Annotated in this window: 21 protein-coding genes; 9 read left to right on the forward strand and 12 right to left on the reverse strand. The window is 44.5% G+C overall.

Annotated features, from left to right (window positions below; genetic code table 11):
- Positions 1–393: an MAPEG family protein gene (locus AC0VYG_RS00675; RefSeq protein WP_475430441.1), complete on the reverse strand. Its 393-nt coding sequence runs from the start codon at positions 391–393 to the stop codon at positions 1–3.
- 218 nt (positions 394–611) lie between these two features.
- On the opposite strand from AC0VYG_RS00675, the gene AC0VYG_RS00680 reads away from it, so the two are divergent.
- Positions 612–950 (forward strand): zinc ribbon domain-containing protein YjdM, encoded by a 339-nt coding sequence (locus tag AC0VYG_RS00680; protein WP_475432567.1) that lies wholly within the window; start codon positions 612–614, stop codon positions 948–950.
- A gap of 79 nt (positions 951–1,029) precedes the next feature.
- Here AC0VYG_RS00680 and AC0VYG_RS00685 read toward each other — a convergent pair whose 3' ends face one another.
- Entirely contained in the window at positions 1,030–1,965 is a 936-nt protein-coding gene (locus tag AC0VYG_RS00685; protein WP_475430442.1) for a DMT family transporter, read from the reverse strand.
- Between the two features lie 107 nt (positions 1,966–2,072).
- Between AC0VYG_RS00685 and AC0VYG_RS00690 the strand changes: the two genes are divergently transcribed.
- Together AC0VYG_RS00690 and AC0VYG_RS00695 are read left to right on the forward strand one after the other, a co-directional pair.
- Positions 2,073–2,933, forward strand: coding sequence for a LysR substrate-binding domain-containing protein (locus tag AC0VYG_RS00690; RefSeq protein WP_475430443.1), 861 nt, complete (start codon positions 2,073–2,075; stop codon positions 2,931–2,933).
- Between the two features lie 241 nt (positions 2,934–3,174).
- Positions 3,175–4,272, forward strand: a complete 1,098-nt coding sequence (locus tag AC0VYG_RS00695) for a linear amide C-N hydrolase (RefSeq protein ID WP_475430444.1) — start codon at positions 3,175–3,177, stop codon at positions 4,270–4,272.
- A gap of 98 nt (positions 4,273–4,370) precedes the next feature.
- Here AC0VYG_RS00695 and AC0VYG_RS00700 read toward each other — a convergent pair whose 3' ends face one another.
- Complete coding sequence (locus tag AC0VYG_RS00700; protein ID WP_475430445.1) at positions 4,371–5,414, reverse strand: LacI family DNA-binding transcriptional regulator; 1,044 nt, start codon at positions 5,412–5,414, stop codon at positions 4,371–4,373.
- A 71-nt stretch (positions 5,415–5,485) separates the two neighbouring features.
- Positions 5,486–6,223, reverse strand: coding sequence for an MBL fold metallo-hydrolase (locus tag AC0VYG_RS00705; protein ID WP_475430446.1), 738 nt, complete (start codon positions 6,221–6,223; stop codon positions 5,486–5,488).
- Between the two features lie 163 nt (positions 6,224–6,386).
- Between AC0VYG_RS00705 and AC0VYG_RS00710 the strand changes: the two genes are divergently transcribed.
- From AC0VYG_RS00710 to AC0VYG_RS00725, 4 genes are all read left to right on the forward strand, one after another.
- Positions 6,387–7,475 (forward strand): ABC transporter ATP-binding protein, encoded by a 1,089-nt coding sequence (locus AC0VYG_RS00710; protein WP_475430447.1) that lies wholly within the window; start codon positions 6,387–6,389, stop codon positions 7,473–7,475.
- A gap of 16 nt (positions 7,476–7,491) precedes the next feature.
- The gene (locus AC0VYG_RS00715; protein ID WP_475430448.1) at positions 7,492–8,640 is read left to right on the forward strand and encodes an ABC transporter substrate-binding protein; all 1,149 of its coding nucleotides are present in this window, start codon (positions 7,492–7,494) and stop codon (positions 8,638–8,640) included.
- Positions 8,641–8,734: 94 nt separating this feature from the next.
- Positions 8,735–9,568, forward strand: a complete 834-nt coding sequence (locus AC0VYG_RS00720) for an ABC transporter permease (protein WP_475430449.1) — start codon at positions 8,735–8,737, stop codon at positions 9,566–9,568.
- Positions 9,565–10,425 carry an ABC transporter permease gene (locus AC0VYG_RS00725; protein ID WP_475430450.1) on the forward strand — a complete coding sequence of 287 codons (861 nt, stop codon included), beginning with the start codon at positions 9,565–9,567 and terminating at the stop codon, positions 10,423–10,425. The genes AC0VYG_RS00720 and AC0VYG_RS00725 overlap by 4 nt, the downstream gene beginning before the upstream one ends.
- Before the next feature lie 26 nt (positions 10,426–10,451).
- Here AC0VYG_RS00725 and AC0VYG_RS00730 read toward each other — a convergent pair whose 3' ends face one another.
- The 3 genes from AC0VYG_RS00730 to AC0VYG_RS00740 are packed head-to-tail and all read right to left on the reverse strand — an operon-like array spanning position 10,452 to position 11,575.
- The gene (locus tag AC0VYG_RS00730) at positions 10,452–10,922 is read right to left on the reverse strand and encodes a GNAT family N-acetyltransferase (protein WP_475430451.1); all 471 of its coding nucleotides are present in this window, start codon (positions 10,920–10,922) and stop codon (positions 10,452–10,454) included.
- 22 nt (positions 10,923–10,944) lie between these two features.
- Positions 10,945–11,226, reverse strand: coding sequence for a Fis family transcriptional regulator (locus AC0VYG_RS00735; protein ID WP_475430452.1), 282 nt, complete (start codon positions 11,224–11,226; stop codon positions 10,945–10,947).
- Positions 11,219–11,575: a type II toxin-antitoxin system RelE/ParE family toxin gene (locus AC0VYG_RS00740; protein ID WP_475430453.1), complete on the reverse strand. Its 357-nt coding sequence runs from the start codon at positions 11,573–11,575 to the stop codon at positions 11,219–11,221. The genes AC0VYG_RS00735 and AC0VYG_RS00740 overlap by 8 nt, the downstream gene beginning before the upstream one ends.
- Before the next feature lie 166 nt (positions 11,576–11,741).
- Between AC0VYG_RS00740 and AC0VYG_RS00745 the strand changes: the two genes are divergently transcribed.
- Positions 11,742–16,052: an NACHT domain-containing protein gene (locus AC0VYG_RS00745; RefSeq protein WP_475430454.1), complete on the forward strand. Its 4,311-nt coding sequence runs from the start codon at positions 11,742–11,744 to the stop codon at positions 16,050–16,052.
- Between the two features lie 24 nt (positions 16,053–16,076).
- On the opposite strand, the gene AC0VYG_RS00750 is transcribed toward AC0VYG_RS00745, so the two are convergent.
- The 3 genes from AC0VYG_RS00750 to AC0VYG_RS00760 all read right to left on the reverse strand — a co-directional run bounded on the left by AC0VYG_RS00750 (position 16,077) and on the right by AC0VYG_RS00760 (position 17,696).
- Positions 16,077–16,202 (reverse strand): hypothetical protein, encoded by a 126-nt coding sequence (locus AC0VYG_RS00750; protein ID WP_475430455.1) that lies wholly within the window; start codon positions 16,200–16,202, stop codon positions 16,077–16,079.
- Positions 16,203–16,342: 140 nt separating this feature from the next.
- Entirely contained in the window at positions 16,343–16,531 is a 189-nt protein-coding gene (locus tag AC0VYG_RS00755) for a YgaP family membrane protein (protein WP_475430456.1), read from the reverse strand.
- Positions 16,532–16,808: 277 nt separating this feature from the next.
- A complete protein-coding gene (locus tag AC0VYG_RS00760) occupies positions 16,809–17,696 on the reverse strand; it encodes an NAD(P)-dependent oxidoreductase (protein ID WP_475430457.1) in 888 nt (295 codons plus the stop codon).
- A gap of 160 nt (positions 17,697–17,856) precedes the next feature.
- Here AC0VYG_RS00760 and AC0VYG_RS00765 point away from each other — a divergent pair, with 160 nt between their 5' ends.
- Positions 17,857–19,194 (forward strand): aminotransferase-like domain-containing protein, encoded by a 1,338-nt coding sequence (locus tag AC0VYG_RS00765; RefSeq protein WP_475430458.1) that lies wholly within the window; start codon positions 17,857–17,859, stop codon positions 19,192–19,194.
- A gap of 215 nt (positions 19,195–19,409) precedes the next feature.
- Here AC0VYG_RS00765 and ahpF read toward each other — a convergent pair whose 3' ends face one another.
- Both ahpF and ahpC read right to left on the reverse strand, forming a co-directional pair.
- Positions 19,410–20,954, reverse strand: coding sequence for an alkyl hydroperoxide reductase subunit F (ahpF, locus tag AC0VYG_RS00770; protein ID WP_475430459.1), 1,545 nt, complete (start codon positions 20,952–20,954; stop codon positions 19,410–19,412).
- A gap of 147 nt (positions 20,955–21,101) precedes the next feature.
- Positions 21,102–21,659, reverse strand: a complete 558-nt coding sequence (gene ahpC, locus AC0VYG_RS00775; protein WP_199475603.1) for an alkyl hydroperoxide reductase subunit C — start codon at positions 21,657–21,659, stop codon at positions 21,102–21,104.
- Positions 21,660–21,783: the final 124 nt, after the last annotated feature.

Raw genomic sequence — 21,783 nt, forward strand, 5'->3', positions numbered from 1 at the left:
TTAGAACCGGTAACCAAGAGCAAGATGAGTCAGGATCAACAAGGCGGCGCTGAGCATCACCAAGAAGGTCATCACCATGCCGCTTTGTCGATAAATGAGCGGCTCTTTTGGCTGACTTACACCGTAGGCGTGGGACAAGCGACCAAGACACAGTAAAATGCCCATTATGTTCACTAACAATGTAGAGCCCCCCGTACTTTCGTACATCCAAACCAGCAATAAAGCAAAGGGAACGTTTTCCGCGAAGTTGCCATGTACGCGAATCGCTCTGGTCAACAGGGATTGCTCGCCATCACCAATGCCCACTTTGTATTTTAAGCGCAACTTGATGACGCGAAAACTCAAGAAAATGTAGAGAAAAACCAGTAATGCCGCGTAAATGGGAGTAATCATTGAAAATCCTTACCTTCACTGAAAGTCTGTTATTGCTATGCACTCAGTGTTGAGAAAATCCTTAATTTTGTCCATGACTTTTTTAGGAAGAGTATTTTATTGATTCAGTTTAGCGAGAAAATATGATTATTTTTTTATTGGCGAGCAAAAACCATAGTGAAAATGAGGTTATAATAGGCGGCATTATTTCTGTTAACGTCAAAGGTTGTTATAAAACGATGAGTCTTCCAAATTGCCCGCAATGTAATTCTTCTTACGTCTATGAAGATCAAGCCATGCTGATTTGTCCAGAGTGCGCCCACGAATGGAACCCGAATGAAGAGGTTGTGGATGAGGACGCGCTTATTATCAAAGACGCAGGTGGCAATCTGCTACAAGAAGGTGACAAAGTGACCTTGGCAAAAGATCTAAAAGTAAAAGGCTCGTCTCAAGTGCTTAAAATCGGCACCAAAGCGACCATCAAACGCCTAGTCGGCGGTGATCATGATATTGACTGTAAATTGGATGGCGGTGGCGACATGATGCTGAAATCTAAGTTTGTGAAAAAAATGTCTTAAGGTTTCCTTATCACCATAAAAAACCGCCTTAACACATTATCGCTAAGGCGGTTTTTTTTGTCCTTTGATTCGCTAGGCATCAACTTTTTAGAGCTAGTTTTTCGTTTTCCTTATTGCGCAATTTGCAGCGTTTAGGAAAATTAATATAACCAATCAAGGTTCCGACGAGGATCAATACTAGCGCAATGGTTAAGCCGCTGGTCCAGTGCTCACCAAATAGAGGGACAGCCAGTACGCTGGCAAACACTGGCACCAATGCCATCAAACTGCCCATCTTAGTGGCACCGATGATATGTACGGCACGACCATAAAAAATCATCTGTACTACCGTCGCCATAATCCCTTGGTAAAACGCCTGGATACCGAGCATTTGCCAAGAGGCATCGCCTAAATGGTGTGGTAAGAAAAACACATACACGGGCGTAAATAGTATGGTCGTCACCGTAATAATGCCCAGTGTCGCGTGCCAAGGGGCAAACTTCCAACGGCGTAGCAATACCGTGAAAATACCCCAGAAAACACAGGCAATCACAAAGCTAATATCGCCTAGCCAATAGGGAGCGCCTGACAGCATGGTCTCTATTAGTAGGGCGAGAATCCCTAAACTGCTTACTAGGATACCGATCCAAGATGCTGCCGAATGGCGTTCATTCGCTAAGAAATAGGCGAATACCGCGATCATAATCGGCATTAAACCGGGTAAAAGTAACGCCGCGTGTGTCGCCGGTGCATGCTGAAAACCATTATAAACGAATAAGGCATAGCCTAAACCGCCAATACTGCCCAGAACAAACATACGCCATTGCAAAATGGTCTTACGGTGCTGCCAGATAAAAGGCGAAAACAAAATGAAGGCCGTGCCAAAACGCACTATCATCATATCGGGCAGCGCTAATGAACCGAGTGCTCCAGCTTTAGAAACCAAAATAAAACCTGTCCAAATTGCCACCGCTGCTAGTGCATACGCTAGCCCTTTGATTGGCAAGGAGGAGGTTTCCATTGTCGAATTTTGCATAATATACCCTCTTTCCTTTAAGTTTTAGACAGTATAAAGTGATGGGGTTTTCATTAATAATGAATAATTAAGAACAAGTCATTCACTAAAAATGAAAGAGTTGCTAAATGGATATTTCAGATCTTTTGGTTTTCAAAGCGGTGGTCGAGCACAAAGGCGTTACTCGTGCAGCACAAGCGCTTCATCGGGTGCCGTCCAATGTCACCGCACGGCTAAAAAAATTGGAAAGCGAACTGAATGTAGACTTGTTTTTGCGAGAGAATAACAGACTTTCCGTCACGTCTGCTGGTTTGAGATTGTTGGACTACGCCGATAAAATTTTACAACTACAAAAAAGCGCCATTGCGGAATTAACCCAAGCAGAACCGTCTGGATTATTACGTTTGGGATCCATGGAAAGCAGTGCCGCATCACGTTTGCCTCGCATTCTAACCTACTATCACGATGCCTACCCAGCGGTGCAAATTGAGCTGATGACCGCCGCTTCCATGCCTTTAATTGAGCGTGTGTTAGAAGGGACGTTGGATGTGGTGATGAGCTCTGATCCGCCGGACGATCCCAGATTATCCTGTACTTATTGCTTTGAAGAAGAATTGGTATTGATCATGCCTGCCGCTTGGGGTGAACTGGAAACCTTGCCAGAGGCCCTCACCATGGTGGGCTATAACAAAGGCTGCTCATATCGTGATCGTTTAGAAAAGTGGCTAAAGCGTCATGAGCGTACCTGCGAGCGCATTATCGAGATTCCCAGCTACTACACCATGATCAGCTGTGTGATTGCCGGAATGGGCATTGGCATGGTACCGCGTTCGCTGCTAGCGCTACACCAAACCGAAGGCTTAACCTTCCGCACCGTCGAGCCAGATATTGCCAATGCCCCCACCTATCTAGTGTCCCGCAAAGACAGCCCTTCCAGCGCAATCAGTGCATTTGTGGAGTGTACTAAGCAAATCTTTGAAGAGCATTAAGCTTTATTCTTAAGTAATGATATATGACCTAATAGCTATGCCGTATTCATGGGGAGCATCCACTATGTGTAAAACAAAATAAGTAGAATCCGGATATTAGATCAATAGTTTGCAGAGTCGTATCGCTCCTCATACTCTTTGTGTAATGCCGTGTAATACCATTTTGCTTGATGTTTCTATATAACTCTTTCTGGATTATGGCCTAGTGGATGGCATGTAAAATATTCTGGAGAGTGTGACAATGTGTACTGACTTTACAATAAGTGCGAAAGATGGCGCTTTCATCAATGGGCGAACCATGGAGTTTGCCGAAGATTTACGGTCAAATATTTTTTTTAGGAAAGCGGGTTATCGATTTTTAAACGAAAATAGACCTAGCCGCGCGCAATTTATTTGGACTGGCAAATACAGTTATGTGGGCGTCAATGCGTTAGGTCTAGACTGTGTATCTGATGGTATCAATACCGAGGGGCTGTCTGGGGGGGCCTTGTGGTTGCCTGAAAGCGAGTACCCCCAAAGTACCAACCCTGCCAATACCATTAGTAATCTTGATTTTTTGCAGTGGGTGCTAAGTAGTTTTTCCAACTGCAACGAAGTGGTGTTAGCGATGGGAAAAATAGTGGATGAAGAGAGTCCACTAAACACTTTTTTTGAATACAGAGACTCCATTTACTTCCAGCCTCAAGTGCAAGTTACGCCGATTAGCTACCAAGAATTGGATAGAAGTGGGCCTTCAGGGATTTACCCTATTCACTTCCCTCTTCACGACAAAACGGGCCATTCAATTGTCATTGAATTCATTAATGGAAAAGTTCGTATATACAATAATCCAGTACATACCTGCACCAATTCGCCAGAGTTTCCTTTTCATATGAGTAATCTACGCAACTATGTGAATCTTCAACGAGAGAATGTCAAAAGCGCGACGTTGCAGGGTTATGACTTTACATCAACGGGTAATGGATCTGGCTTAAAAGGACTTCCTGGTGATCCAACACCACCGAGCCGATTTATTAAGACAGCTTTCACGTCGGGTTTTGTGAACCAAGGGAAAGATTCGAATGAAGCACTGAATATAGGGTTTCATATTATGAATACTGTGGACATTCCTAAAGGCCTAGTGGTCGAGCCTCAAAATGAAGGGGCTGGAGAAGATTATACTCAGTGGGTGGTTAGCAAAGACTTAACCAATGGCGTGTTCTGTATTCGTTTTTATGAATCGCCACAAGTGACCGCGATCGCGTTAAACGACGTGGACTGGGATGAGAAAGATGGTAAATGCTATCGTCCTGAAGCGGTCAGCCCTTACGATATCAAGTTAACTGAAGTAAGCCGATAGAGATTACTCTCGAATGGCGCGAGGAGTAGGATAAAATAATGGTTTTGTTCTACTGCGTGCCATTGGTTCGAAACATCATCTTGTTTGCTTGTAGCATGTTATTTGTTGTTGCTCGCTATGCTTGGGGAGGTTTTTCTTACGATCAGTTGCACGGGGATTCTCTCTAGCTGCTGTGCTTTGGTTGCGTCGCGTCCTCTGGCTTCTAAGCACGAGAGTGCTCTTAGCGCGGTCTCCTTGATGTTTTGGGAAATGGTGGTTAATTGATAACTGTATTGAGCTGTGAGGGGCGTATCGTCAAAACCAATTAAGTGGAAGTCATGGGGAGCGTCTAGACCCTGTTCACGCATGCCATCTAAATAACCACAGGCCAGCTGTGCGTTGGCACAAAAGAGGCCGTCGATGGTTTGCCCCGATTGAAAGATTCTGTGGGCCGCGATTCGTCCACCTTGGTAGCCCTCTTCAGGGGCTTCAATAGAGAGTAAACAAAGCGCTTCATTTTGCTGTAAACGTCGATCGTCAATGGTCTGACGAAAGGCATTACCTCGACTCACGCCGGACCAAGTAGAGTGTTTATAATTCAGCCAGCCAATAGTCTGACAACCAGAGCGAATCAGTTGATCGGCCGCTAGCGTGGCTCCCATGGTGTTATCCGAACAAACAAAATCGACTTCAGGGAGAGCCATATGACGATTAATGCCCACCACGGGAATATTATGCTGAACGCATTCTTTGATTAAATTAACAGGGGGTTGGCCGGATGTGACGATGACGCCAGACACCCGAAACTGTGTAAATCGACGAATGGTTTCGGTTAAATCTTGCTGGCTTGTTACCTCAGTGACTAAGGCTTGATAGCCTTGCTGTTGAATTTCCGTTAACAGGCCTTCCAGTAGGCTGCTGCGAAAGGGATCGCTTAAATGGGCCACGACGACGCCGATTAACTGGCTGCGCTTGCGGTTCAGGCCTTGGGCAAGAAAGTTAACTTGGTAGCCTAATTCTTCGGCGGCCTTTTGTACTTTTTCTCGTGTTGCTTGTGACACACTGCCATTGTTCGTTAATGTACGGGAGACCGCCGCTCTAGAAACGCCGGCTTTGTTGGCAACGTCTTGTGCGGTGACGGTTTGATGTTTTTTCTCGGACATGATGATCCTTTCAGGGCTGTATGAGTGAATAAAATCAAGGCATTGCTAGCCAGTAAACGGGATGCGTTACTCTAGGTTAAATCGAATGTTTGCCCATCCTGACTCAGAAATAATCGTGGCTCGTTAGTGATGCTCTGGCGAATCTGGGGTAATGCTTCATCAAAGCAGTGGTACAGGCCCAACTTTTTTATATTGGATCGTGCTAATAAGCGTAAACAATCCGGTAAATCCCCATGGGATGCCTCTTTTGGCAATGAATGAAAAGCCGCACATTCTTGAAACGCCAAATCTGTATTGAGCATTAATGCTTCACTCTCAGGGGTAGGTCGACCATCTCCACTGTAGAAAAAGTGTCGGTCATCGATGGTTAAGCGAATGGCTCGATTCGCCATTTCATGTTGCGTCAGGGCGGTTTTTATCGACCAGTGACGCCACTGGAAGTCTTCTTCAATCTCGTGCCAACGAATCTCAAAACAAACATGGCGCTCCGGCCAGACTGCGAGCGCGACTAAGGATTCCAACGGCTCCTGTTGTTCTTTTTGACAAAAAATATCGAGTGCTTGTGTGCGCTGCATACTTTTCCACTGATTGATTAGGGCCGCCAAACCAGAGCAATGATCAGGGTGGATATGAGTGAAATAAATGGCTTGAATGGCATTTATATCAGTATGGTGTTGCCACAGAGCCCTTGGCACCGTTGGTCCACAGTCGATAAGCCATTGGTTTTTATGCTTATCCTCAATCCGCACAGAAGAGGTATTATGGATTTTGGAAAAGGCACTACCGCAACCGATTACGTCGATTTTCATTTCTGCTCACCATACTGTCTTTTTAACTTAATTAAAATGTCACAAAGTTCCGACAAAGTAGGCACCAATAATGTCGCTTAGAGATTGCATTTTTTTTACAAAGAAATGAACACGTGTTCATTCTTTTAAAGCGACCACGTATTGGCACACTTTGGAGTGAAGTATGACGCGTTTGCATATCGATAACCTGCAAGTTGGCTACGGTAATAAGCGGATATTAAACAACATCAGCTTGACGGTAGAGCAAGGCGAGATGATGGCGCTACTTGGTCCATCAGGTTGCGGTAAGACGACATTGTTAAACGCATTGTGTGGCTTTTTGCCAATAAAACAAGGTGATATTTTTGTAGGACAACGGACGATCAGTCACCTGCCTGCGGAAAAACGCAATATCACCATGGTGTTTCAGAGCTATGCACTTTGGCCGCATATGACGGTAGCGCAAAATATCGGGTATGGCTTAAAGGTACAAAAGATCAAACAGAAAGAGATCCAAACACGGGTTAAAGCGTTACTCGATATTGTCAAATTAACGGGCTTAGAAGAAGAGAAAGTGACGGCACTCTCCGGTGGACAACGTCAGCGAGTGGCGCTCGCCCGAGCGTTAGCGATTCGTCCTGATGTGCTGGTATTGGACGAGCCTCTATCCAATCTGGATGCCAAAGTCAGGCTGGCGGTTCGCCATGAAATCAAAGCCTTACAAAAACAACTAGGCTTTACTTCGCTGATTGTCACCCATGACCAAGAAGAAGCCTTAGTGATGGCAGATCGCGTCGCCATTTTGAACCAGGGCAATATTGAGCAAGTGGGGACACCTGAAGCGATTTACCATGCCCCTGCTAGCGCCTTTGTGGCGGATTTTATGGGGGCGGACAATCATCTGACTTGGCCCATTCATCCATCAATGGAGGGGGATTCATCGGCGATTACTATTTCTCATACTGACGTATCCCAACAGAGACAGTGCCAAATCTACTTTCGCAGCGAGGATGTATCGCTGTCCCCTCGTCTCACCGATGATGACAAAATAAGCGGGCTAATAATCCTAGGGGAAGTCATGCACAGTGCGTTTTTAGGTCATGACTACCGAATTAGTGTGCGTTGCGGAGCGCACACTTTTCAGGCGAATTACCAAGATAATTTGCCGGAAGCAACCTCCGTCAGACTACATGTTCCAGCTCATGCGCTGCATATCTTCGATCATCCAAGCGAAGCAAGCAACGCGCCACTCTCTAACGCCGTATCAGTCTAATCCATGAGGGATAATCATGTTTACTAGAACTAGCATTGCCGTGTTTGCCGCCATCGGTCTTACTTCAGTGATCAGTGCCGCCCACGGGGAAACCGTATTAAATGTTGCCTCTGCCGGTAGCCAAAATATGGTGGATTATGTCAAAACCTATCTAGCGCCAAAATTCGAGGCGACGCATCCGGGGGTGACAATCAACGTCATTGGTACAGGCCCTGGTGATGCAGGATCACAGAAAATATATGAAAAACTGTCGGCTCAAAAAGACAGTAACCAGCCAACATGGGACATCGATGTCGCCGTTGTCCACCAAAAAATGGGTGGCGAAATGGTCAAAGATGACCTGCTTGCGAAGTATCGTTCACAGATCGACACTGGCAAATTAGTGTCTCGTGACAGTGCTAAAAATGCCCTAGGAACAAACGTTAATGGCTATGTTATGCCGATGTTTCACAGCCAAACAGCCATTGCCTACAACAGTGATTTTGTGAAGCACCCGCCGACCTCTTACAACCAGCTGGTGACCTGGACGCAACAGCATCCAAAGGCGTTTGGTTATAACGGCATTAAAAATGGCATGTCAGGGGTGAGTTTTGTGACAGGTTGGATTTACGCCTACGGTACCAATGCCAAAACCTTATCGAGCGAACCTTACAATAAGGCGAATGAGGCCAATTGGAAGAGTGCGTTTGCAAAGCTTAAAGCGTTCAACAAAAACGTTACCTTCACGCCGGGCAATGCTGGGACGTTAGATATGCTCAACCGCGGAGAGATTTTCATGGGCCCCGTTTGGGTCGATATGTTCTATAGCTGGAAAGCTCAAGGCAAAATTCCCCCTTCGATGAAGCTGAGCTTGATTGCCCCCGGTATGCCTGGCCAACCTATGTATTATGTGATTCCCAAAAAAGCGGCTCATCCCGAATTGGCTCGTCAATTTATTGAACTGGCGACCAGCCCAGAAGTGCAAGCACAGGGCATTGTGAAGCGCTTTAATTGGTACCCAGGGATTGATGCGAAATACGTGAAAAGTAAGCTGGATAAGGCGACTTGGAACAAATTGTTTGCCGAAATTACCCCCGAAGATTTATCGAAATATGGCAAAAGTTTCCCTATTTCTCAGTATTTTGATGACATCAAAGAGGGTTATGAGCGCCAAGTGTCAAATTAATACGGTTAGCATGACTAACATAGCAAGCGAGCAATATGTGACTCGCTTGCTATTGATTTGAACTCCATCGATTGAGAGACACAGGTTTTATCTTATGCAACAAAAAGAAGCGCAGAAACTTTGGCTCATTGCCCCCGCCGCTCTCATGGTGAGTCTTTTCTTCTTATACCCTTTGTGCTTTTCGCTTTGTTCAGCAGTGACTTTAGATGGAGCGCTAACTTTAAGCCACTTGGATAAGGCGTTTGAGCTGTACTCAAAGGACATGCTGTTTACCGTCATTATTGTGCTGGTGTCCGTGACGTTATTGGCTATTTTATCGATTATCATTGCGGCATTGATTACCCTGTCGCCCTTTCGTTCGGTGGTGGGCATATTGGGTTTTTTATACCGACTGCCTTTGTTTATTCCTTTTATTGTGGCCGCGCAAATGATGCGCACCTTTTTGGCCAAAAATGGCTTAATGAATAATGCGTTTGTGGCCTCAGGATTGATGACGCCCATGGATACCATCTCTTTTTTGGGTTGGAGTGGCATTATTATCACCTTTGTGTGGAAGCAGTTGGCCTTTTCGACGTTATTAATTTCTGGTGCCATGGCGGCGTTGGATGACGCGCAAATTCGAGCGGCACGTAATTTGGGGGCATCACGGTTGCGTATTTTATTTGGCATCATTTTACCGCAAATCGCCCCTTCTCTAGGGGTAGCGTTGGTCTTATCGACCGTCACCATGATGTCTGTTTTGTCAGTGCCCATGATGATTGGTACGGGTACACCAACCATGATCAGCGCGGATATGGCCTTCCGAGTGGACTCTTACGGAGACTATCATGTGGCGAATGCCTTAGGCTTGGTGTCTTACCTGATTTGTGCGGGGCTGGCCTGGTTTTATCTACGCCAAAGCCTAAAAGACAAAGGAGCTGCAGCATGATGGTGGCGCAAAGTGTCTCGAACAACATAGTGTTAAAGCGGTTAAAACGTCTGCCGTTTGCAAGTAGCTTTTGGCTACAGATGCTGTTTATTCTGATTTTTTCTTTGTTATTGTTTGGCCCTATTATCAACTTATTGATTTGGACCGTCACCGAGGTCTGGTACTTCCCCCATGCCCTACCGACTCAATGGGGATTCAAATATTGGCATCAGGTCTTTAACCCTTACAGCGATGTGTCTGGCTCCCTGTTAACCAGCCTGCTGATTGCTGTATTGACCGTTGGGGTGTGTTTATTGGTGTCTGTTCCGGCGGGTTATGCATTATCGAAGCGCAGCATGCCATGGCGTGTTTTTTGGATGTTGTTATTTTTGATCCCACAAGCCTTCCCGAACTTAACCGTGTACATGAACATTGCCCGTCTTTTCTATGGCTTTGGCTTAAATGGCACGTTATTGGGCGTGGTATTGGTTCACAGTGTTCACGGCTTAATGTTTTCCGTTTGGATCAGTGTGGCGGCGTTTTCAGCAACAGACCCCTTGTTGGAGCGTGCCTCACGTAACTTGGGCGCAGGGCCGTTTTATACTTTTTTTCATATCGTGCTGCCTCAAGCGGCACCGGGGATTATGGCGAGTTGTATTTTTGTGTTCTTAGAGTCGTTGGACGAGTTTACCGGCACTTTCTTTGTGGGGGCACCAGACATCACGACGCTGCCACTTCTTCTCTACAGTGCAAGTATGGAAGGTAACTATCAAATTGCCTCGATTACTGCTCTGATTCTGCTGGTACCCTCTATTTTATTCATGGTGGTGATCCACAAATTTATGAAACCTGAGATGCTAGCGAAACTGGGCAAATAAAATTTCAGGTCGCCTAAAGCGAGGCTTTAGAAGGTGCGCACCATAATGGCCTTATCGACCCCTTTATCCTGTATTGTGTGTAACACTGTAAATTCGTGTTTTAAATACAGGGCCGTATTGTGTTGTTCGCATTGCAGGTAAAGAGAAGGAATCTCCTGCGTTTTCGCATGAGCAAACGCGTGGGTTAAAATAACGGACGCGTAGCCCTTACCCCGTTCCGCTGGTGGAACATATACCCCTCCAAGCCAGTGTTGGTAGTCTGGGTAGCCAGAATGCTCGTGAAACTTTAATTCTGCCACCGCGAGCAGTGTCTCTTTATCATGCAGCACAAACGTTAGAGGAAACGCTTGCCGGCTTTGCGCCATGGTGGAGACCTTGTTCTCAACATCGACAACGGACTTGCCTGGCGGCATTAAATACCCCCATTCACTGAAATACCACTGAGCAATAGTGGGAATAAAGTGTTTTTGATCGGCTAGAAATGAGACTTTCATCATCGTCCTAAGGTTGTCCTTACTTCTAAATTAGCTCTAACTTGAGCTTTTTACCTAACGCTTTCGCAGCATTATCCAAGGTATGCAACGTGACGGAAGTATTGTTTGGGTCAAGAAGCCTCTCCAATCCAGAGCGGCTTGTTTTCATTAACTTTGCCATCTTTGTTTTGGATAAATGCTCGTGCTCAATCTTTTGCTGAATCTGCCATGCAACGACTCGTTTTATAGCAATTGCATTGGTTTCAGCCAGTATGCCTTCCTCTTCTAAGAAATCATCAAAGGAAGATCCGATGTGTTTGTTAGTCATTTTCAGCCTCACTTTTTCGTTTTTTAGCTAAATCTAGTTCAGATTTGGGTGTCTTTTGGGATTTCTTCATAAAGCCATTCAGTAAAATCAATTCGTTGTTCCTAAAGAAAAATAACACCCTAGCAATACGTCCGCCTTCTAAGTTAGTGCGTACTTCCCACAGCCCATCACCCATGGAGCGGCATATAGGCATACCGACAGGCCAACCATATTCTGCTGTTTTTATATCCTGTCCTATGGCGCTTCTATCTTCTTTTGTAAGAGATAATAGCCATTCCCTGACAGGTTCACTTCCCGACACCGCTTGGAAGAAGCGAACAGACACTTTCTTGTGTTTTATATTATTCATGCTTGATTTGTACCATAAATGGTACAAGCCTGTATAGTTGTGTTTTACGTGGTGGCTTAGATGGAAGAAATTCAGCTTGGAGCCTTAACGCGTTAGCGCTATTGTTAGGTCTAGTAACTATATGAGACCCTTTTGTTTTTTTGTTGATGAAGCGAATTTATTGTCTATGACTAAAGAAAAGTACATTCCATTAGATCGTCAATTTTCAATTGTTTCAGAGGATCAAGAAGATCAAGAAAATAATGAATTGCTTTTTTCTTTAGGTCATTCAGCGCTAAAAACTTGGGCTGATTTAGAGAGTGAGTATCGCTGTGTCATTTTAGCTGAAGCGGGCGCTGGCAAGACGGAGGAATTACGTAATAGATCTAAAGCGTTATCGGAACAAGGCAAACCATCCTTTTTTATTCGTATTGAAGATATCGAGCAAGATTTTTATGACGCCTTTGAGGTTGGAACAGAAGATGAATTTAACGCTTGGCTAGAATCGACAGAAGAAGCTTGGTTCTTTTTGGATTCGGTCGATGAAGCAAGGTTAGAAACCCCGAGGGCTCTTGAATTAGCGTTAAAGCAATTATCTAAAGGCATCAAAAAAGGTGCTCATAGAGCGCATCTTTATGTTTCCAGCCGTCCTTACTCTTGGCGACCAGAAGCTGATCGAGAGTTGCTGAATAGATATTTATTTTTAGCTGCAAAGAAACATGAGGATGACAATACAGAAGATAATCTCACTCAACCTCAAAGTGCTTTGACTGTATACGGAATGAGGCCTTTAGATGAGGAAAGAATTCGCTGTTTCTGTGAAAAAAGGTCAGTGAATGACATCGATGAACTCTTAAGGGAAATTGATAGAGCGAGTATTTGGAGTTTGGCTCAACGGCCTCTTGATTTAGATAGTATTTTATCCAAATGGAGAAAGGATAAAAAACTTGGTAGCCGTCTAGATCTACTAGAACACAGTATAAATGAGCAGTTGAGCGATGAACATAATATAGATAGAGCACAACGTCAGCCGTTAAACTTAGAGCAAGCTCATAAGGGTGCACAGCGTTTGGCTGCCGCTGTCGTCATGAGCGGCCAATCAAATATTAACATTCCAGACGCCTTGCCCGAAAAGTTGGGAATAGATGCAAAAGCTGTACTTTCTGATTGGCATCCGAATGATGTGAATGCCCTTTTGGAGCGAGGTATTTTCAGCGACGTCATATACGGAGCGGTTCGTTTTCGGCATCGTGATATCAGGGAGCTACTCGCAGCCAAATGGTTTGCTTACCTGATGGCTACTGGCAACAGTCGTTTGTCTATAGGGCGTTTATTTATTGGCGAAAAATATGGCGAGACAATCATTAGGCCAAGGCTACGATCTATCTTGCCTTGGTTAATCTTGTGGGATGGCGACATTAGAAATGCCGCTTTACGTATTGCCCCTGAAGTTGCTATTGAAGGCGGTGACCCATCCAAACTTCCTTTACCCGAAAGAAAAACCATTCTTAAAAATATAGTTCAACGTATTTTACAAGATGAAAACAATAGTACAGGAGGCGATAACAGCGCAATTGCAAGAATTGCTGATTCAGCTCTGATGACAGAGACTATGTCTTTGATTAATCAATACAGAGAAAATGATAATGTCATTTTCTTTTTAGCTAGACTAGTCTGGCAAGGAAAAATGACCGATTGCGTTGCACCTTTGTTGGAAATATCTCTTGACCCTATCCGAGGGATTTACGCTCGACTTACCTCTGTCCGAGCTGTCATGACTTGCGGTACTAATGAGCAAATACAATCTTTATGGCAAGGTCTCAACCACAGTGAGGACATGATTCCACGTCGCTTATTGGCAGAACTAATCGAAGAGGCTGAGCCAACCAGTGAGAATATTCAGAACATTCTTCTCTCGCTTGGCAGATTGCAATCGTCTCCGAATGAACGTTTTGAAGCTAATGGTTTGCGAAGAGGGCTTCATCGGCTTGTTGTTCGGATGCCTATTGTAGGAAATACACCAATATATAAATCGTTCATTTCAGGTTTAATCGGCTATCTCAATATACCTCCATATATTGAGAAAAAAGAGTGTAGGGTTTCAAAAGCTAACTCGTGGCTACTTGGTATCGCTGTTCATCTTGTAGAGAGATTAATTGAAATAAGGCACCCACTTTCACTTGATGATGAAAGCCTATTTATCCTAATGATGCTACCTCTTCATCATTTTTGGGGTGAAGAGCATTTTGATGATTATGAAAGTAACTTAGCCGAACTGATACCGCATTGGGGTGAATTGAATGATCGGCTTTATTGGGCTTGTATTGAACGGGAAAAAATACAGCTACTGTCCAACCCTAAAAGTGAACCTTTAACCTCAGATTTGCCTATTTCTTGGCAAGGCCATTTTTGGGCGTTTCGAGAAAAGGAAGATTTTTTAAGGCTAATTTCATACATCCGATCTTGTGAATTAGAGAATGATCGGTCTATTGCGCTAAGTGCCGCCTTTCGTCTTTACGAAAAGCTTGATAAGCCAACGGATATGTTGGCGAAGTTAAAAACGAGCGTAGAGCATAGCGCCATTTTGGCTAATAAGTTAGATGTGCTAATTGATCCTCCAATATCATATTGTGAGAAAAAACACAGAGAGGAGAATGAGAAGCGTAGGCGAAAATTCGATGTTATAAAAGAACAGAAAAAAGCGTCCCGTGATGCTTGGATAGCTGATTTGAAAATCAACTTTCATCGATTAATAGTGCCTAATAGCACAGGAGAAATCACTAATGAACATTGTTGGCTGATGGATGAAATATCGGGAAGTTCTATGCGGGCAAGTCGAAGTGAGGAAGCTGATTGGGAATATCTTACTGCGGACTTTGGTGAAAATGTTGCCCTTGCTTATCGTGATGCAGCGATGAATCATTGGAGAAACTACACCCCTTCTCTTCAATCTGAAAGTGGTAGAAGAAATAATTCAGTTGACTCTGCTTTGATTTTTGCCGTGGCAGGGTTGGAAATTGAAGCAGTAGCACATCCGGAATTTCCACATCACTTAGATGAATCAGAAGTTCATAATGCATTACGGTATATCACATGGGCGTTAAATGGTTTTCCCAGTTGGCTTGAGTGTATGTATCGCGCATTCCCTACATTGGTTACTGAAGCTGTTATCCAAGAACTTATTTGGGAGCTAGAAAACGCAGAGCTAGATTTACATTACCGTATATTGAGTTCACTTGTTTTCGGCGCACCTTGGTTACATGAGGATATTGCTACTCCCCTTTTAGAGTGGTTAGAAGTCAACCCAAATAAACTAAATCCGAAGAATCGAAAAGATTGTATCCATCTTCTAGTTTCTGGGAATAGTGATGCGACACGTCTTGTAAATATTGCAAAACAAGAAATAGATCAAAGTAACGATTTAGACAATATTGCTTGCTGGTACGCGCTTTTTATCGATTGTGACCCAGCTAATGGCATTCCTCAGCTTGAACAATGGTTAGAAGGGATTGATCATGAGCTAGTCAGTCGAGCGGCTCAGATTTTTGTTACAGCCCTTGTTGGTGAAAGCTATAGATCATTCAGTGTGCCTAACGTAGGTTACTTCAAGACGCCAGAGTATTTGAAAAAGCTCTATGTCCTCATGCATAAACATATTCCTTCCAAAGAGGATATAAACCGTGCCGACGGCGGAGTATATTCTCCAGAGTTGAGAGATGATGCACAAAGCGCTCGGAGTGCATTGTTTTCCCTTCTATGTAATATGACTGGTTTTGCTAGTTATGCAGCTATCAAAAAACTGATTGAAGAACACCCCGAGCCTGAGTATCGAAAATGGATGGCTCAACAAGCATATAAAAGAGCAATGGTGGATGGTGATTTAGAGCTCTGGACGATAGATCAGTTTGGTCAGTTTGATAAAAATCAGACAGTAACACCTGCAACACATCGCCAACTTTTTGATCATACGGTGAATCGACTAAACGATTTAAAAAACTGGTTAGAGCGCGGTAATGACAGCCCATGGCGGACTTGGAAAAGAACCGAGGGCGAAACAGAAATGCGAACTTTGATCGCTGGCTGGCTGAACCAAAACAGCCATGGCCAATACACAACAGCCCAAGAGTCTGAACTTGCAAATGGCCAACGCATGGATATTTGGCTCCATAATACAAATGTTCAATCTCCTGTTCCTGTTGAGCTAAAGCTATTAGATAAATCTTGGTCTGGACCAGATTTATGTGAGCGCTTACGAAACCAGCTCGCGGGCGATTATCTCCGAGAGGAAGGTGCTGGGTGTGGCGTTTTCCTTTTAGTGTCTCAAAATTTAAAACCATCTAAATATTGGATGATCAATGATAAAAGAGCCTATTTGAGTGAGCTTTCAGGAGCGCTTAAAACCTATTGGCTGAGTATTGCTGAAAACTATCCTGGAGTTCAGGAGTTAGAAATAATCGTTATTGATTTGTTGGAACGGGAGCGGTTTAGTGATTCATGAGTGTTTTTCATTTCTGCAATCGCTTCATTTAAGCACGCTGCATTTTTCGTATTTGCCATTTTTTCGCTCAATAACAGGTTTCTGGTTGATCACTTTATCAAGCACCTTTTCAAGATTGGTTGCTAATTCGTCTTCGTTTATTGTCTTCATACTTCGATCGCGTCAATTTTATAGGTATTGATGTAGCCTATTTATTTCTATGGATAAGTGCAATTTAAAAGCCAAAAAACCGACTCTCAGTGTTATCTGATGTCGGTTTTGATTGTTAGGGCCGTTATTTTAAGGCCGAGTTACTCCTCTTTGTCGCAGGTTGAAACGCCAAACGGGATGTAAGCTGGGCAAATTTTAACGATGCCTGTGCCAATGAGAACAACACCGATCAAGCCCCACCATGAATGAAAATAGATGCCTAGTGCAAGAACGATGGCGCCTGCTATGATTCTCGCTATTCGATCTGTCTTACCTACGTTACATTTCATCGCTTTCTCCTGTTAGGTTTATTATGAATCGTGCTGCGAAAACAAATAAAACAGACACAAGTGTGCAATCCCTTTGGTTTCACCATACGCCCTATGCTGACGGTAAGCTAAAGCTTTAGACGTTAATTGATTATTATTTGATCTATGTTATGGAGATCGATGGATCTAAAGGTATTAACGATAAAAATGACCTCACGTTTAATATCGGAGGTCTTTCTAGGGTTGGTTAGAAGGCATGTTAAGTGCCTTGAACGTGCCCAAGCCATGATTTGGTTCTCTATTCTGCCTGTGAACTCTGCTTGATGGCTTTGACTAGAACCGATGTATCCATACGACCAAGGCCTTGTTGCTGAAGTTTGGCATAGTGTTGATCTACTTCATGGGTCATTGTTAGATCAAGTGAGTGTTGCTTGGCTTCATCAAGGGCGATCCCTAAGTCTTTACGCATCCAATCAATCGCGAAACCAAAATCAAATTCATCTTTTGCCATGGTTTCTAAGCGGTTGGCCATTTGCCATGAGCCTGCTGCGCCATGTTGTAAGGTGTTGACGACTTGAGGGATGTCTAGATTGGAGGCTTCGGCGAGCATGAGCGCTTCGCTTAGACCTTGAAGGACACCTGCAATGCAAATCTGATTGACCATTTTGCAGCGTTGTCCTTGACCTGCAACCCCCATAAGTTGTATTTGTTTTGCATAGGCATTCATCGCGATGCTGGCTCTGTTAAAGGTTTGCTGATCGCCACCACACATAATGGTTAATTGGCCATTTTCGGCACCCGCTTGGCCGCCAGATACTGGGGCATCGATAAAGTGGAGGCCATGAGTTTGGCATGCGAGGTTGAGTTCTTCGGCTAATAAGGCCGAGGTGGTGGTGTGATCGATCAAAATCGCATCCTGTTTCATGCCGGCTAAGGCACCGTCTTCTCCGTACACCACGCTACGCACATCGTCATCGTTGCCAACACAAATGCACACAATATCGGCGTTTTTTGCGGCTTGAGCCGGTGTGTCTGCTGCGCTGCCTGAATACTCATTTACCCATTTTTGCGCTTTCGCCGCTGAGCGGTTATAGACAGTGACGGCGTGTCCTGCTTTTGCTAAATGACCTGCCATTGGGTAACCCATAACGCCTAGACCAAGAAAGGTGATGGTTAACTGATCCATGATTGCATCCTTTTTGCTTTTGAGTGAGTGACTTGATCATATTTTATCTAAATGACATATGTCAATTATAAAGTTTGATTAACATTGACACATATATCTCGATGGTAATTATAAAGGCCTTGCATTACACTCCTCGAAACGTTCAAAAAAGGGTTGCTAGGTGTCGGAATCGAAATATCGCGAGATTGCTCGTGAGATTGAAAAGCTGATTGAGATAGGTCATTACGAGGAAGGTTCTAAGCTACCTACCCACAGAGCGTTAGCCTCTAAGTATGAGACAACGGCGGTGACGATTGCGAAAGCTTATAAGCTGTTAGCGGAACAAGGTCATGTAGAATCCTTTGTTGGGCGGGGAAGCTTTGTTAAAAATACCTCCTATCTAAAACAGGCCATTCATTCTGATCAGGCAGAGAATGAATGGAATTTTTCGATTCTTCAGCCGTGTTTTAGCCGTCATCTTGATGCGCTCTATCGTCAATTCGGACAATGCGCCAGTGAGCCATTTACTCCTTCTTTATTCGGTTATATTGAAGATACTGGTAGTTTGGCGCATAAAGAAAGTGGCATGAAATGGATGCAGCATTATGGCCTACAAGTGAGATCGCCTGAGCAGGTATTGCTGACAAATGGCGCTCAGCATGCTCTCTCGACGCTTATCGAACTGTACTCTAAGCCGGGTGATTATGTTGCGGTAGAGGAACTGACCTATCCGGGAATACTATCGATTATTCAAGCGCTGGGCAGAAAACCGATTGGCGTTGAGATGGATGAATTTGGGATGCTCCCAAACCGTTTGCATGAAATTTGTCTTAGTGATAAACCAAGTCTGGTGATTGTTGTTCCTTCCCATCAAAATCCGACAGCCAGTACGATGCCAATTGAGCGTCGTAAAGACATCGCGAGCGTGATTCAAAAACACTCAGTTTGGTTATTAGAGGACGATTTATATTGTTTTCTAAACGCCGATGTCATGGCTCCCATTAGTAATTTTGTGCCAGAGAAGAGCTTTTATATCACCAGCCTGTCTAAGGCGATCAGTCCAGGTTTACGCTGTGGGTTTGTGAAGGCGCCGCAGAGCCAGTTGAATCGATTAGCGTCGTATATCCGCACTATGATTTGGCATATTTCCCCGATCAGCTTTGAAGTTGCCAGTCGCTTAATACAGTCCGGTTCCGCGTTCGAATTAGCGGAAGGACAAAAAAAGATTGCGGCGCACAGGCAACAATTAGCCCTATCCATTTTGCAGGGTGAGATGTTGTTCTCCCAAGAGACGAGTTATCACATCTGGCTAACGCTTCCTGAAATTTGGGACGCTGACGAGTTGACTGCCATCGCAAAAGAGCGGGGGATCACGGTCAGTGAAGGCCATTTTTTCCATTATGATGGCCTGCCTATTCCGGCGGTACGTCTTTCTCTTATGGCCATTTCAGAAGATCAGCACTTGATAGCCGGATTACAGGCATTAAAGTCTCTGTTAGACCAACGCCGATTGTCTTAAAATTTAATAAGGGATGGTGATATCGCATAAAAAAAATCGGCCTTGGCTTTCACAAGACCGATTAAAAAGGCAACAAAACAGCATCCGGGAGGGGATGGGTGCTGGTTGCGTTTTTACCTCTTTCTAGGATGGCAAGAGGTAAAACTTGTGGACTAAACTAAGTCAACTGAATGAATCGAGTCGCTTAGTCTTAGTCCCATGTTTCATTCCTAAGGTTAATGGCGAATTAGGTAATCAAACGCGCCAAGGGCTGCCGTGGCACCAGATCCCATTGAGATGATGATCTGTTTGTATGGCGTTGTCGTTACATCGCCTGCGGCAAACACGCCTGGCATAGAGGTTTCCCCATGTGCGTTGACAATAACTTCTCCACGATTGCTAAGTTCTAATGTGTCTCTTAGAAACTCGCTATTCGGTACCAAGCCGATTTGTACGAAGATGCCTGCAACATCCACCAGATGAGACTCATCGGTACGGCGGTCGGTGTATTTCAAGCCGATAACCCGTTGACCGTCACCAAGTACTTCGGTGGTCATGGCATTTTTGATGATGGTAACGTTTGGCAGGGATTCTGCTTTTTTCACCAAGACATCGTCAGCACGTAAAGTGTCGCTAAATTCCAAAACGGTAACATGTTTGGTGATACCCGCTAGGTCAATGGCTGCTTCGATACCCGAGTTACCCCCACCGATAACGGCAGTATTTTTGCCTTTGAATAATGGACCGTCACAATGTGGGCAGTAGGCGACGCCTTTATTGCGGTATTCTTGTTCACCTGGTACGTTCATTTCACGCCAGCGAGCACCGGTTGCGAGTACGATGGTTTTACTCTTGAGTACCGCGCCGTTTTCGAGTTCTACTTCGATAAAGTCTTTCTTCTCAATGCGAACCGCTTTTTGCGTTTTGATCAAATCCACATCGTAATCGAGAACGTGTTGTTCTAAATTGGCGACCAGTTTTGGTCCTTCGGTTTCTTTGACCGAAATAAAGTTTTCGATGGCCATGGTGTCACTCACTTGCCCACCAAAGCGTTCTGCCACCACACCAGTGCGAATGCCTTTACGAGCAGAATAAATGGCAGCGGATGCACCAGCGGGGCCACCACCAACCACTAGCATGTCGTAGGGGGCTTTTTCAGCCAACGCGGCCGCTTGTTTCTCACTGGCACCTGTATCTACTTTATTCAATATTTCGGCTAATGACATACGGCCTTGGCCAAATAGCTCGCCGTTTAGGTAAACCGATGGTACAGCCATGATTTCGCGTTCGTTGACTTCGTCTTGGAATAAGGCACCGTCAATCATGGTGGTCGTGACATTCGGGTTTAATACCGCCATCAAGTTCATGGCTTGCACGACTTCTGGACAGTTTTGGCAAGTCAATGAAATGTAGATTTCGAAATTTAGAGTACTGGTCAAGCCTTTCGCTTGCTCAAGAAGCGCTTTATCCGCTTTAGAAGGGTGGCCGCCAGCTTGTAATAGGGCTAACACAAGAGAGGTAAACTCGTGTCCCATTGGAATGCCTGCAAAGCGTACCCGTGGTGTTTCACCTTTAGGGGCGATGGCCATTTGTGGCGCACGACCTTGTGGGTTTTCGTCGACAATTAGATCGATTTTGTCGTTTAATTCGCTGATTTCACGAGCTAAACTTAATAATTCTTCAGCTTTATTAGAGCCATTGATGGACACAGTAATCTCAATAGGATTAATAATGTTCTGAAGATAAGTGTCCAGTTGTTGCTTAAGATTTGAATCTAACATGATTTAGTAATCCGTCTATTCTGAGTGTTTTACTGTGTAGTACCAGATTGTTCTGGAAGTACGCTGTTCGCTTGGTGCTCTAAGCGAAGTAAGAGGAGACTGCCCCTCCCAGAGGGGACTCGAAGGAGCAGCCTAGATCAAGTCAGCTTAGATTTTGCCAACTAGATCCAAAGAAGGAGCAAGAGTTTCTTCACCTTCTTTCCATTTCGCTGGACATACTTCACCTGGGTGAGCAGCAACATATTGAGCCGCTTTTACTTTGCGAAGTAGGTCTTGTGCATCACGGCCGATACCTTCAGCAGTGATTTCCATTGCTTGGATCGTACCTTCAGGATCGATCAGGAAGGTTGCGCGGTCCGCAAGACCTTGGCCTTCACGCATCACACCAAAGTTGTTTGTGATGTTGCCTGTTTGGTCACCAACCATGTAGTACTGGATTTTGCCGATGGTGTCAGAGCTGTCGTGCCACGCTTTGTGAGTGAAGTGAGTGTCTGTAGACACAGAGAATACTTCTACGCCACGAGCTTGAAGTTCTGCGTAGTTATCAGCAACATCGCCAAGTTCAGTTGGGCAAACAAAAGTAAAGTCAGCTGGGTAGAAGAAGAATACAGCCCATTTGCCTAGTACGTCTTTTTCAGAAATTTCTACGAATTCGCCATTTTTGAACGCTGTTGCATTGAATGGTTTGATTTGAGTATTGATCATTTTGTATTGCTCCTAGTTAAATCGTTTTTGTGTTACCAACGAGGTTTATAATAGGAGGCTTATTAAAATTATTAAAATTGTTATTTTTTAGATCTTTGATTAGGAAAAACTATTGATTGGCGAT

This window comes from Marinomonas sp. 63XJN7_7_ISO-PGPR-S23-202, from assembly GCF_056173505.1.

What these genes read in the sequence shown, in the direction of transcription:
- AC0VYG_RS00695 (WP_475430444.1), top strand. Translation starts at nt 3,175, where the DNA reads ATGTGTACTGACTTTACAATAAGTGCGAAAGATGGCGCTTTCATCAAT.
- AC0VYG_RS00750 (WP_475430455.1), bottom strand. Translation starts at nt 16,202, where the DNA reads ATGAAGACAATAAACGAAGACGAATTAGCAACCAATCTTGAAAAGGTG.
- AC0VYG_RS00700 (WP_475430445.1), bottom strand. Translation starts at nt 5,414, where the DNA reads ATGTCCGAGAAAAAACATCAAACCGTCACCGCACAAGACGTTGCCAAC.
- AC0VYG_RS00760 (WP_475430457.1), bottom strand. Translation starts at nt 17,696, where the DNA reads ATGGATCAGTTAACCATCACCTTTCTTGGTCTAGGCGTTATGGGTTAC.
- AC0VYG_RS00705 (WP_475430446.1), bottom strand. Translation starts at nt 6,223, where the DNA reads ATGAAAATCGACGTAATCGGTTGCGGTAGTGCCTTTTCCAAAATCCAT.
- AC0VYG_RS00730 (WP_475430451.1), bottom strand. Translation starts at nt 10,922, where the DNA reads ATGATGAAAGTCTCATTTCTAGCCGATCAAAAACACTTTATTCCCACT.
- AC0VYG_RS00690 (WP_475430443.1), top strand. Translation starts at nt 2,073, where the DNA reads ATGGATATTTCAGATCTTTTGGTTTTCAAAGCGGTGGTCGAGCACAAA.
- AC0VYG_RS00740 (WP_475430453.1), bottom strand. Translation starts at nt 11,575, where the DNA reads ATGAATAATATAAAACACAAGAAAGTGTCTGTTCGCTTCTTCCAAGCG.
- AC0VYG_RS00685 (WP_475430442.1), bottom strand. Translation starts at nt 1,965, where the DNA reads ATGCAAAATTCGACAATGGAAACCTCCTCCTTGCCAATCAAAGGGCTA.
- AC0VYG_RS00720 (WP_475430449.1), top strand. Translation starts at nt 8,735, where the DNA reads ATGCAACAAAAAGAAGCGCAGAAACTTTGGCTCATTGCCCCCGCCGCT.
- AC0VYG_RS00735 (WP_475430452.1), bottom strand. Translation starts at nt 11,226, where the DNA reads ATGACTAACAAACACATCGGATCTTCCTTTGATGATTTCTTAGAAGAG.
- AC0VYG_RS00755 (WP_475430456.1), bottom strand. Translation starts at nt 16,531, where the DNA reads ATGAAATGTAACGTAGGTAAGACAGATCGAATAGCGAGAATCATAGCA.
- AC0VYG_RS00710 (WP_475430447.1), top strand. Translation starts at nt 6,387, where the DNA reads ATGACGCGTTTGCATATCGATAACCTGCAAGTTGGCTACGGTAATAAG.
- AC0VYG_RS00680 (WP_475432567.1), top strand. Translation starts at nt 612, where the DNA reads ATGAGTCTTCCAAATTGCCCGCAATGTAATTCTTCTTACGTCTATGAA.
- ahpC (WP_199475603.1), bottom strand. Translation starts at nt 21,659, where the DNA reads ATGATCAATACTCAAATCAAACCATTCAATGCAACAGCGTTCAAAAAT.
- AC0VYG_RS00725 (WP_475430450.1), top strand. Translation starts at nt 9,565, where the DNA reads ATGATGGTGGCGCAAAGTGTCTCGAACAACATAGTGTTAAAGCGGTTA.
- ahpF (WP_475430459.1), bottom strand. Translation starts at nt 20,954, where the DNA reads ATGTTAGATTCAAATCTTAAGCAACAACTGGACACTTATCTTCAGAAC.
- AC0VYG_RS00715 (WP_475430448.1), top strand. Translation starts at nt 7,492, where the DNA reads ATGTTTACTAGAACTAGCATTGCCGTGTTTGCCGCCATCGGTCTTACT.
- AC0VYG_RS00745 (WP_475430454.1), top strand. Translation starts at nt 11,742, where the DNA reads ATGACTAAAGAAAAGTACATTCCATTAGATCGTCAATTTTCAATTGTT.
- AC0VYG_RS00675 (WP_475430441.1), bottom strand. Translation starts at nt 393, where the DNA reads ATGATTACTCCCATTTACGCGGCATTACTGGTTTTTCTCTACATTTTC.